Genomic DNA, 11,812 nt, shown 5'->3' on the forward strand with positions numbered 1-11,812 from the left:
AATGAAGAATATATATAAAGTACTTTCAATAGCATTTGTGCTAGTATTTACTGCATGTACAAGTGATTTTGAAGAGGTAAATACAGATCCGAACAACCCGACGGTTGTTCCAGCAGAAAACCTCTATACGCAAGCTCAGTTTTCATTGTCAGACCGTGTTTGGGGAAGAGCGATGAACTTTGAGTTCGGTATGCTAATGGTTCAGCATTTTTCTCAAAATGAGTATGCTGAAGATTCAAGATACAATCAGGCTCCAGCAAACTTCAGTGCATCTTGGGATTCTTTTTACGCTGCAGGTCTTAATGATCTCGTAGAAGCAAAGAATCTAGTGGAGGCCAATGAAGGTCTTGAAGATGCAGTGAGAGACAACATGCTGGCTCAGATTGCAATCATGCGAGTGTGGGCCTATCAGAATATCACTGATATTTGGGGGGATGTACCTTATTCAGAAGCTTTTCAGCCAGAGGAATTTCCGAACCCGACATACGACAGTCAGGCTGATATCTACACAGGACTTGTTGCCGAATTGAATGATGCAATTGCATTGATCAGCACAAGTGCAAGTGGATTTGAGTCCGGTGATATTGTTTTCGGTGGCGACATGGCTGCCTGGGGCAAGTTCGCTAACTCTTTGAAAGTGAGACTGGGAATGAGAATGGTTGATGCTAATTCTAGTGCTGCTTCTACGGTAGTATCTGAGGCATTCGCTAGCTCATTGGGTGTTATCTCATCTAATGACGAGAACGCAACTTTCGTTTTTGGCTCTGATCAGAATATTGCAAACCCATTTTATGTGGATGCAATTACACGAGATGACTTTGCTATTTCCATGATCTTGGAAAACAGTATGGAGTCAAATAGTGATCCTAGATTAAGTCAATATGCTGAACCAAACTCGAATGGTGTGATTCTAGGTCTTGAATATGGTTTGACGGATGCACAGGCGTTTGCTGGCAAAGCTGCATCGTCTAGACCTGCTGAATCGATTAAGGAAGCAACTGCACCTGCATATCTGATGACTTATGCAGAGGTTGAGTTCTTCAGAGCAGAAGCAATTGAAAGAAACATAATCTCTGGTAATGCTGAAACAGCATTTAATAACGCAGTTGCGGCTTCTCACGAACAGTGGGGTGTTTCATCTTCTGCTGCTTCAGCCTATTTAGCAGCTAATCCATACAACTCTGCTGACTGGGAGGCTTCTATTGGCTATGAAAAGTGGGTAGCATTGTATACGCAGGGTCTCGAGGCATGGGCAGAGCATAGAAGACTGGATGAACCATCTCTTCCAGTACCAGCTGCAGCAGAAATTAGCATGATCCCAGTAAGAGCTTTCTATCCAGCATCAGAAGCTGAAGCTAATGGTGCAAGCCTTTCTGCAGTAGGCTTCAATGATATGGAGACGAATATGTGGTGGGACGTAAACTAAAAGTTAGAATTAGATAGATATGAAATATTTAAATATAAAATTTAAGCCACTTTACGCATTAGTGGTGGGAAGTATATTGGTTCTGACTACATCATGTAACGATGAGGATAAGAACGCGATAGAATATGCGCCTGGAAATACCTTGACGATATCAGGATCCAGTTCTGCGTACGTAGGTGATACTGAAGAGTATTACATGGTGATGAACATTAAGGAGACTGATTATACTTGGAGTATTGATGCTGGAGCATCTATTACAGAAGACTCTGACAATGATGCTTATGTTGATGTGAATTTTACTCAGGATGGGTCTTACATGCTATCTGTGACCAATGGTACAGCGGATGGTGACAAGAGTATCAGTATTTCACAAAGACAGGTGTCATTTGAAACTGATTCTATTTTCAAAATCGAATCAATTGAAAATGATACTATCACTATTCCGTTGCAAATCGGAGGCGGTTTTAGAGGTGATTTTGATTATGCATATTCCATTTCTGGAGACCTTACAGAAGGTGTAGACTATCAAATTGCTCCTGGATACGCTAGCCCAATAAGTGCAGAAGCGGATTCATTAGCTGAAGTTAGAATCATAATGTTGCCTGAGGAAGATTCCGATGCTGATACAGTTTCATTAATTGTGACACTTAATTCAGTAACGCCGGATCTTACAGGAGAATATTTCTTAACTGATACTTTAGATAAGGTTATTAAGTATTCAATAGCTAATGATCTAAAAATAGCTTCAATAGATACTACAACTTTGGAGTTAACAGACGGTGATGAAGGGCAGTATGACTTCCCTGTGACTTTAGCCAATCCAGCAGGATCTTCTGATATTACAGTAACGTATTCTGTTACAGGAGCCGGCTTTGTAGATGCTACCGTTACTGGTACCTCAGGACAGTTGGTGTTTGAAGAAGGTGAGTCGGAGAAGACAATCTCTTTAGTGTTGAATAGCAATGCATTCACTGCTGATCAAACAATCAATATCTCTTTAACAGGAGCTACTGGTTCAGCAGAGGCAAGCGTAGATGCAGATCTGGACACTAAGGATATTGTAATCGATGTTGAATAACATATTCCTTTGAATAATTACTAAAAAAGGGAGTCAATTTGACTCCCTTTTTTATTTGTGTTTCTGTATGCTCTCCGTAATCATTCGATACAGGGCTTTCAACTGTTCGTCCTTTAGCATTTCCAAATGCTGATTGATCGTTTCATCATCTTCCCTGATTGCCGGTCCTGTCTGTGATCGAGAAGGATTGAGCTCTATGGCTTTTCTGAATGTTTCTTCGACGAGGGGTAAGATATCTTGAAATGTCATTTCTAAATCAGCTAACAGCTTTTCAGAAAGATGAAACATGTGATTACTGAAATTGCACGCAAACACCGCTGCAAGATGCAGTTTTGAGCGATTGGTTGATGTGAGAAGCCTAACGTCATTGCTAAAACTTCTAACAAATGTGAAAATGTCCTTTTCCCCCTCTTCAGATCCTTCTACAAAAATGGGAATAGCCGTAAAGTCCACCTCTTTCGTCTTACTAAATGTTTGCAATGGATAAACGACTCCATGCTTTGGATGCCTGCTTAAGTCGGAAATAGCATTAGCTCCTGAAGTATGTAGGACGATTGCTTCAGAAACATCCAAGCTATCAGAAACTTCTTTAATCTTATCATCTGGAACAGTAAGAATAATAAAATCAAATGCACTTGAATCCAGATCATCCATCGAAAGAATAAAATCATCAGAAGGAGTCCGTGAAAAGATGGTTACTTCGTGTCTTTTGGAAGAAATTCTGTTGGCCAGGTGATAGCCAACATTTCCGTACCCAATGATTGCTACCTTGCTCATTGAGTAAAAATAGGTGATTAATAAGCAAAATGTGAAGCTAAGCTTCTACTCCTTTGTCTCGCATCTTCATGAATTCGGAATAGCGACGATTGATGGCTACCAGAAAGCCAATTACCAAAAGGAATGTTCCCAGCCAGAGCAGATTGATCCATGGCTTCTTCACAGCTTCCATGATAATCCAATCCTTTTGAGTGGTTTGATACGCCAAAACAACTGCATTTTCCTGTGGAATAATATTTTGGATGGATATTCTAAATGCCAGGTCATTAACCTGATCATCAATTCTGCCGATATACTCTCGATCCCGAATCACGAAGACTGGCTCAGCTAAGTAATTTTCGAATTCACCTTGCACCTCTACAATCGCTTTAACAGCAACATCTCCACTAGATAATGGCGTGCCATCAATCTCTGAGATCGGCTCCATTTTAATTAAAGTTGCTACGTAATCATTGATAAAAAACTGGTCACCTATTTTTACCTTGATTTCCTGCGGCTCACTCCAATCCGGTTCCTGTTCGGGATCAGGGAAGGTACGAACGTGAGTGTACATGTCTGCACCGAGATTCCTTTTTATATCAGGAGAATACACAATCATGTCCATAGTTTCATTGATCTGCACTCGTGGAAAGAGTGTAAACTGTTTTGCTCCCTCCTTATGATATTCCACTTCAAAGTAGCTATTCTCAGGATTGATCAATGTTAGGGTGTCTTTCTCTCTTGTAACCTTTAGTGGGTCAGCTGTAGGCGTTAATGCATTTTGATCTACATACCCTTCCTCTCTAGTCATTTTTCGAATCCCCCTATAAATCATCGAGTATTCCTTCATCTGCCTAGGCTCATTGATAAAAAGAAGAAGATTGTCTCGATTTACTTCTTCAGGGAACTCCGTACTCCAAACCATGGAAGTATAGTTAGTGGATAGGATTGTGGAGTAGCCACTTGAAAAAAGTATTCCTACAAGCATTAATGCTACTCCTATGTGGGTAATTGCTCCACCCGATAGTTTAATGTTTGCTTTAGCAACCCCATAAAAAATCTTGGCATTGGCCACTATAGAGTAGACACAGGCAACCAGAAGAATCAGATAATATGGGTTAGTGATTTTAGCCAAAATGATAATCAATCCTGAAATGATCAGTGCAATAATGAACGGAGTGGTTAGCTCAGCTTTCAGCTTTTTGCCATCCATTTTCTTCCACCAAAAGAACTGTCCTGTACCCGATAAAATGGCAAGGAATATTGCGAGAATCATTTGTGGCAATGAGTACGCATCATAAATGTCGGTTGGTGGTGCAAGGTTTAAGTCAAAACCCAGACTGCCTGCCACGCTATTATAAACGGGCATTGAAGTGTAGATCAGTACCTGGAAAGCCATGAGACACAGGATGGCCGAACCCATAAAAATCCAGAATTCTCTGGAATAGGTGGATGTTTCTTCTTTGGTACTTGGGACTTCTTTCCATCGCTTCACAATGAAGAAAACAGAAATAGTAAGGAATGCCAATAGATAAACAAGCAATTGACCGGAAAGCCCCAAATCTGTGAATGAATGAACAGACGAATTCCCAAGAATTCCACTTCTGGTTAAAAACGTTGCATATAGCACTAGCAGAAAGCTTGTAACGACCAGAATCATCGAAAGCTTAAGTGCGGATCCACTTTTCTTATAGGCGATCATCACATGAATGGCTGCTACCAATACGAGCCAGGGAACGTAAATCGCATTTTCAACAGGATCCCAATTCCAGTATCCACCGAAATTCAAGGTTTCATACGCCCAATACGCACCCATTAATATGCCTACCCCAAGGATCATGGCAGAAAATTGTGCCCAAGGAAGAGCTGGTCGTATCCACTCTTTATTTTTCCCAATCATCAAGCCTCCTATGCAGTAAGCGAAAGGAATAACAGTAGTGGCAAATCCCAGGAATAGCGTCGGTGGATGGATCACCATCCAATAGTTCTGTAATAATGGATTTAATCCGTTTCCATCTTCAGGGATAAAGTTTGGGTTCGTTTTAAAAATTGGTGCATCGATTACGTCCCTTAGCAACATGAAAGGCGAGCTACCTAGCTTCACATCAAAGATCACCACGCCTAAAATCATTGAAGCAAGAAAAACTTGGGTAAGCGACATAATCAGCATGACGGGTGCCTTCCAAAATTTGTTCGTATTGATAAGGATCACTCCTAGCACTGCATTCCAAAACATCCATAGCAGGAAAGAACCCTCCTGACCTTCCCAGAAGCAAGAAATTTGATAATAGACCGGAAGCAGCTTTGAGCTATGACTAAATACGTAGTGGTATTCAAAATAATGGTTGGTGATCAGGTAGAAAAGTGTACCAATGATCCCCAAAATGGCAATCGAGTGCACGTAGAATATCTTAGAACCGAATGTAGTCCACTGTTCATCTTGATTTCTTCCTTTGAAATAGGCATATGAAGAAAGTAAGCTTGTGACAAATGCAATGACTACAAACGCATGACCTAATTGTCCCTCGAAATAATGTATCATAGACTGGCTTAGATTTAGCCGATTTTAGCTGGTAAATTCTGGATCCTCCTGGTATTTCGAAGGACACTTTAATAAAATCTTATCCGCAACGAACTTATCGCCTTGATAAGCCCCTACTATCACGACTTGTTCAGATCGGGTAAAGTCTGTAGGTATTGGCTCAGCAAAGAGCACTTGCTGTTTTAGGCCATTCTCATCTATCATTTCAAACTTGAAGGAAAGCTTGTCAGGGCTTTCTTCAATTCCCACGACTTCCCCTGATGCGGTTTTTGGCAACTCTCCTACCACATGAATGCTTTTTTTGAAACCCTTTTCCGAAAGTTCCTTCGCTTCCTTAAATGAGACATATGTGCTTGCATCGCCAGCCATTGAGATAATCATGGTAATGGCTATTGCAATAATTATGATAGCAGCTATGTATTTCTTCTTCATCTCGCTAAGTCGCTATGGTCGCTAAGTTTTGATCTGATTTTCTTAATCTAGAATTGCAAATTTCGCTAAGAATTATCAAAGTCCGTTAACGATTCTTTGTATTCCGTTTTTGATTAATGATTCATTGAAATTAATTAGTAAACCAAGCTTCAACTTCGTAAGTTTCAAGTATGTTAAAACTTGTTTTTGATGAACAGGGAGTATATTCTCTACAGATTTTATTTCGATGAGGACTTTACTTTCTACAATCAAATCCGCTCGAAACCCCTGATCCATTTTGATTTCATTCCAAAATACTGGGATACCCTTTTGACGTTCAATGCTTAAACCTCGTGAAATGAGCTCATAGTTAAGAACTTCTTCGTACACAGATTCAAATAATCCAGCTCCAAGTTTGGTATGAATCTGATAAGACGCATCAACAATAATTCTTGAAAGCTCATTTTCAGACATAATCTTATGTTTCTCTGCGTCTTTGCGTGACCTTTAATTGTCTTTACGCCTCTGCGAGATATCATTTTCTAAACGTTTTGACCGGTTGTCCAGTTTGAACAACAGAAAGAAAAATCCAGCCAGGATGATCAATATGATCGCTATTACAACATAGATTTTTCCTTCCCCTCGAAAATCATCTGCCATCTCAACCTGAGCGGAGGCAAATTGAGTTCCGATTAGCATCAATATTCCTAAAATATATTTAAGCATCTTCCAGTTTTTGTTTCGTTAGTGATAATCGAATAGCGATTGTAGTTAGCCAATATCCCAATAGTGTCCATCCTGCAACTGCCAGGTAAAACACTTTTCTTAGGTTACTATCCAGGTCATAGGCATTAAACCCGGGATTACCTCCATTTCCCGGGTGCAGGCTATCTGACATTCTTGGTAGGATGAAAAGAAGCGGGATCATTAGAAAGAAGGCAAAAATGTTAAACACCGCTGATATTCGATTGCGTTGCTGCTCATCCTGAATCGACCCTCTTAAGACAAAATATGCTAGATAGATGAGTAGTGAAATGGCCGAAGCATTCTGCTTAGGATCATTGCTCCATGGTTCACCCCAGGTGAAGTTGGCCCAGATCATTCCGGTTAAAATACCAAGGACACCAAATGCAATCCCCATATTGGCCAGTTGAAAACTGTAGATATCGTGTTTGATTTCTCCGGTCCTCAAGTGTTTGATCGCATGGATGACGGATCCAAGAAAAAGAAGGATCATACCAAACCACATAGGCACATGAAAGTGCAGGGCTCGAATCGTCTCGTTTAAGATCGGAAGCTTAGGTACGGGAAGAAGTAATCCACCAATTACGGTATAGGTTAAAAGCACTACACACAACCATTTCCACCAGTCTTTTTTCAGTAAATAACCCATCACGATTTCCAGGTAAAAGGGAACAAAACGAATGTGAGCGCAATGATAATCACATCGACTGAAAACAGGGTGATAATGTTGCCTTGAATCTGCATAAACACGTAACTATCAAGTATTTTAAAGCTGTTGCTGATGGATAAAATAAGGACAGGAATGATTACCGGAAACCCTAGTACTGCCATCATTATGGATCGGTTACTTGTTCGAAATGCGATAGATGAAACCATCGTAAACGCAGAGCTCAAACCAATACATCCCAAAATAAGGTTGAGGAAGAAAAGGGGATAATTGATGATAGGGTTACCCATCAATATCACATAGATGAGAAGGGAAACAATGGAAATAATAAAAAGATAGATGAATGAGTAGATGAGTTTAGCAAGGATAATCTCAGATGGTTTACAAAGGAAGAAATAATAATGTGTTCGTCTTTCCTCCTGGATAAAGCTTTTTGAAATGGCGTTGATGCTAGTAAACAATAGGATGATCCAAAACAGTGCGTTCCATACTTCTACTGAAACGAACCCCTTGAAAGCCATATAGGTTGCAAAAATGGTAGATGCCAGGTACAGAAGTATCCCTGAAATTGGATTTTGCTGCCTCCAGTCGACGATAAAATCTTTATGTATAAGGGATATAATTCGTTGCACACCGCAAAGATAGATTCAAACGACCTTCCAGCCTTGCATATACATTGTATTCCTTTTAGCATTGCATATTCTTTGAATAGATATTCTTTTTTAGCTCTTGCCTCTAAACCATTTCCGTATAGTATATAATCAGATATGAAGAAAATTCTTGTAACAGGCGGAGCAGGTTTTATTGGGTCTCATGTAGTGAGGCGTTTCGTAAAGTCCAGAAAATATTTTGTGGTCAATTTAGATAAGCTCACTTATGCAGGGAATCTGGAAAATTTACTAGACGTTGAAAAAGATGCTAACTATCAATTTATTAAAGGCGATATCTGCGATTCTGAATTAATAAATCGACTTTTCGAAGAACATGATTTCAAGGGTGTTATTCATCTTGCAGCGGAATCACATGTGGATCGATCGATCTCCAATCCTATGGAATTCATACAAACCAATGTAGTTGGGACAGTTTGTTTATTAAATGCAGCAAAAGATGCGTGGAAAGAAAAAGAAAGCAGGAGGTTTTATCACGTTTCCACTGACGAGGTATATGGTTCACTCCGTGATAAGGGACTTTTTACCGAAACAACTGCTTACGATCCGAAATCACCTTACTCAGCATCAAAAGCTTCATCGGATCATTTTGTGAGAGCTTATGGAAATACTTACAACCTTCCTTTTGTCATCTCCAATTGCTCAAATAATTATGGCCCAAATCACTTTCCGGAAAAGTTGATACCGCTGATGATTCACAACATCAGAAATAAAAAACCGCTTCCGGTTTATGGAAAAGGTGAAAATGTACGCGATTGGTTGTATGTTGAGGATCATGCTCGAGCGATTGAATTGATTTTTGAGAAAGGGATAAATGGAGAAACCTATAATATAGGAGGGTTTAACGAGTGGAAAAACATTGATCTTGTAAATCTATTGTGTGATATAATGGATCGAAAGATTGGTAATCAGCAGGGAACCTCGAGAAAACTAATCACTTTTGTGAAGGATCGTGCAGGTCATGACCTTCGATATGCAATAGACGCTTCAAAACTGAATGAAGAGTTAGGTTGGAAACCGTCTTTGCAGTTTGAAGAAGGTCTTGAAAGAACCGTGGATTGGTTTTTTGAAAACGAGCAATGGCTGAATGATGTCACCTCGGGCGATTACATGAAATATTACGACGAGCATTATACAAATCGATAATAGCATGAAGGGAATAATATTAGCCGGAGGCTCAGGAACGCGATTACATCCATTGACATATGCTGTCAGCAAACAGATTCTGCCTGTTTATGATAAACCGATGATCTATTATCCTTTGTCTACACTGATGCTTTCTGGGATTAATGAGATTTTGATAATAAGTACTCCTAGAGACTTGCCCGTTTTTAAGGAGCTACTCGGTGACGGGTCATCACTAGGATGTTCATTTTCATATGCTGTTCAGAAAGAGCCACGTGGGTTGGCTGAAGCGTTTATCATTGGTACAGAATTTATTGGAAATGACAGTGTAGCGTTGATCCTTGGTGACAACATCTTTTATGCTTCTGGTTTTTCCAGAAAGCTTCAATCTTGTATTGATCCTAGTGGAGGGGTGGTTTTTGCCTATCATGTAAATGATCCCGAGCGATATGGGGTAGTTGAATTTGATAAGCATAATAAAGCCATATCAATTGAAGAAAAACCCACTAACCCTAAATCAAATTTTGCTGTGCCAGGACTCTATTATTATGATAATGAAGTGGTTAAAATAGCAGCCAATATAAAACCTAGTCCGCGAGGTGAGCTGGAGATCACAGATATAAATAATCATTATTTACAAAAAGCAAAACTTAACGTACAGGTACTAGATCGTGGGACTGCCTGGCTGGATACAGGTACGTTTGCATCCTTAATGCAAGCTGGAAACTTTGTTCAAGTCATCGAAGAAAGACAAGGTTTAAAGGTAGGCTGCATAGAAGAAGTAGCTTATAAAATGAATTTTATAAATAGGGATCAACTGGAAAAATTGGCCAGACCATTGGAAAAGAGTGGCTATGGAAATTATCTGCTCAATATTTTAAGAAAATGAAATCAGAAAAGACGAACCTTAAGGATTGTTGGGTACTGGAACCAGATGTATTTGAAGATGAACGTGGATACTTTTACGAAGGATTTAATATTAGGAAATTTAAAGATGCCACTGGGTTTGACTTTGATGTAAAGCAAATCAATCAGTCTCGTTCTGCTAAAGGAGTCTTGAGAGGGCTTCACTATCAAAATGGTGAAAAGTCACAAGCAAAGCTCATATCCTGCATTGAGGGAGAGGTATTGGATGTTGCAGTAGATTTGAGAAAGGACTCTCCTACTTTTGGAAAGTATTCGATGGTTCGGTTGTCAGCTCACAACAAGAAACATTTTTATATTCCTAAGGGGATGGCTCATGGTTTTCTGGTTTTGACTGACCATGCCAAGCTCATGTATCAGGTAGACGAACTCTATTCAAAGGAGCATGACACAGGAATTATGTTTAACGACCCGGAACTGAATATCAGCTGGGGAGTTCCGGAGGATGAGATCATTTTATCTGAAAAAGATCAAAATTTGCCATTGTTTAAAGATGCTAAAATAGATTTGATAAATGTCTAAGAAAAAAGTATTAATCACAGGAGGAGCAGGTTTTTTAGGTTCGCATCTGTGTGATCGGTTTATCAAAGAGGGCTACCATGTGGTTGCCATGGACAACCTACTAACAGGTGACATGGAAAACATTGAGCACCTCATGGGAAATAAAGATTTTGAGTTTCATCACCATGATGTTTCAAAGTATGTCCACGTGCCTGGAAAACTAGAATACATCCTTCATTTTGCGTCCCCAGCAAGTCCAATTGATTATTTGAAGATGCCTATTCAAACAATGAAAGTGGGTTCTTTAGGCACTTTGAACTGTCTGGGTCTTGCGAAAGATAAAGGTGCTAGAATGCTCATTGCTTCTACCTCAGAAGTTTATGGAGATCCTTTGGTACACCCACAAAATGAAGATTACTGGGGTAATGTGAATCCTGTAGGACCGAGAGGAGTTTATGACGAGGCTAAGAGATTTCAGGAAGCGCTGACCATGGCTTATCACACCTTCCATGGTTTAGAAACCAGGATTGTTAGAATCTTCAACACATTTGGTCCTCGAATGCGACTGGACGATGGAAGAGTTCTCCCTGCCTTTATTTCCCAAGCTTTAAGAGGGGAAGACTTAACTGCATTTGGGGATGGATCGCAAACACGATCCTTCACCTACGTAGATGATTTGGTTGAAGGTATTTATCGACTACTTCAAAGCGATTACACTCAGCCGGTAAATATTGGAAACCCAGAAGAAATAACTATTAAGGAGTTTGGTGAGGAAATCATACGATTGACAGGAAGTTCATCAAAGATTACTTATAAGGATCTTCCCAAGGATGACCCCAAACAACGCAAACCGGACATATCGCGAGCAAAGGAGGTTTTGGGTTGGGAGCCGAAATTTACTCGTGCTGAGGGACTTAAGCCAACACTTGAATATTTCCAAAAGAAGGTGTTAGGCCGAGGTGTTTGATCT

General features: G+C 39.9%; 13 protein-coding genes. 6 read left to right on the plus strand and 7 right to left on the minus strand.

Annotation, left to right across the window (positions count from 1 at the left end):
- Nucleotide 1: 1 nt before the first annotated feature.
- Complete coding sequence (locus ACP14Y_RS10915; RefSeq protein ID WP_424962991.1) at nucleotides 2–1,426, plus strand: SusD/RagB family nutrient-binding outer membrane lipoprotein; 1,425 nt, start codon at nucleotides 2–4, stop codon at nucleotides 1,424–1,426.
- Between the two features lie 19 nt (nucleotides 1,427–1,445).
- A complete protein-coding gene (locus ACP14Y_RS10920; protein ID WP_424962992.1) occupies nucleotides 1,446–2,504 on the plus strand; it encodes a hypothetical protein in 1,059 nt (352 codons plus the stop codon).
- A 51-nt stretch (nucleotides 2,505–2,555) separates the two neighbouring features.
- Here the strand turns inward: ACP14Y_RS10920 and ACP14Y_RS10925 are convergent, their stop codons facing one another.
- The 7 genes from ACP14Y_RS10925 to ACP14Y_RS10955 all read right to left on the minus strand — a co-directional run bounded on the left by ACP14Y_RS10925 (nucleotide 2,556) and on the right by ACP14Y_RS10955 (nucleotide 8,256).
- Nucleotides 2,556–3,281: a Rossmann-like and DUF2520 domain-containing protein gene (locus ACP14Y_RS10925; protein WP_424962993.1), complete on the minus strand. Its 726-nt coding sequence runs from the start codon at nucleotides 3,279–3,281 to the stop codon at nucleotides 2,556–2,558.
- Between the two features lie 37 nt (nucleotides 3,282–3,318).
- Nucleotides 3,319–5,802, minus strand: a complete 2,484-nt coding sequence (ccsA, locus tag ACP14Y_RS10930) for a cytochrome c biogenesis protein CcsA (protein ID WP_424962994.1) — start codon at nucleotides 5,800–5,802, stop codon at nucleotides 3,319–3,321.
- 24 nt (nucleotides 5,803–5,826) lie between these two features.
- The gene (locus tag ACP14Y_RS10935; protein ID WP_424962995.1) at nucleotides 5,827–6,234 is read right to left on the minus strand and encodes a cytochrome c maturation protein CcmE; all 408 of its coding nucleotides are present in this window, start codon (nucleotides 6,232–6,234) and stop codon (nucleotides 5,827–5,829) included.
- A 75-nt stretch (nucleotides 6,235–6,309) separates the two neighbouring features.
- Entirely contained in the window at nucleotides 6,310–6,687 is a 378-nt protein-coding gene (locus ACP14Y_RS10940) for a GxxExxY protein (protein ID WP_424962996.1), read from the minus strand.
- A 33-nt stretch (nucleotides 6,688–6,720) separates the two neighbouring features.
- Entirely contained in the window at nucleotides 6,721–6,939 is a 219-nt protein-coding gene (locus tag ACP14Y_RS10945; RefSeq protein WP_424962997.1) for a CcmD family protein, read from the minus strand.
- Nucleotides 6,932–7,594: a cytochrome c biogenesis protein CcsA gene (ccsA, locus tag ACP14Y_RS10950; protein WP_424964434.1), complete on the minus strand. Its 663-nt coding sequence runs from the start codon at nucleotides 7,592–7,594 to the stop codon at nucleotides 6,932–6,934. Before ccsA (ACP14Y_RS10950) ends, ACP14Y_RS10945 begins: the two co-directional genes overlap by 8 nt.
- Before the next feature lie 11 nt (nucleotides 7,595–7,605).
- Complete coding sequence (locus ACP14Y_RS10955; RefSeq protein WP_424962998.1) at nucleotides 7,606–8,256, minus strand: heme exporter protein CcmB; 651 nt, start codon at nucleotides 8,254–8,256, stop codon at nucleotides 7,606–7,608.
- Nucleotides 8,257–8,391: 135 nt separating this feature from the next.
- On the opposite strand from ACP14Y_RS10955, the gene rfbB reads away from it, so the two are divergent.
- From rfbB to ACP14Y_RS10975, 4 genes are read left to right on the plus strand one after another with little or no spacing between them, the layout of a single operon-like run.
- A complete protein-coding gene (rfbB, locus tag ACP14Y_RS10960; RefSeq protein WP_424962999.1) occupies nucleotides 8,392–9,438 on the plus strand; it encodes a dTDP-glucose 4,6-dehydratase in 1,047 nt (348 codons plus the stop codon).
- Nucleotides 9,439–9,442: 4 nt separating this feature from the next.
- Nucleotides 9,443–10,306, plus strand: a complete 864-nt coding sequence (rfbA, locus tag ACP14Y_RS10965; protein ID WP_424963000.1) for a glucose-1-phosphate thymidylyltransferase RfbA — start codon at nucleotides 9,443–9,445, stop codon at nucleotides 10,304–10,306.
- Nucleotides 10,303–10,863, plus strand: a complete 561-nt coding sequence (rfbC, locus tag ACP14Y_RS10970; protein WP_424963001.1) for a dTDP-4-dehydrorhamnose 3,5-epimerase — start codon at nucleotides 10,303–10,305, stop codon at nucleotides 10,861–10,863. The genes rfbA and rfbC overlap by 4 nt, the downstream gene beginning before the upstream one ends.
- Nucleotides 10,856–11,809, plus strand: coding sequence for a UDP-glucuronic acid decarboxylase family protein (locus tag ACP14Y_RS10975; protein WP_424963002.1), 954 nt, complete (start codon nucleotides 10,856–10,858; stop codon nucleotides 11,807–11,809). Before rfbC ends, ACP14Y_RS10975 begins: the two co-directional genes overlap by 8 nt.
- Nucleotides 11,810–11,812: the final 3 nt, after the last annotated feature.

The sequence above is a fragment of the Ekhidna sp. genome (genome assembly GCF_965247405.1).
Classification (GTDB): domain Bacteria; phylum Bacteroidota; class Bacteroidia; order Cytophagales; family Cyclobacteriaceae; genus Ekhidna.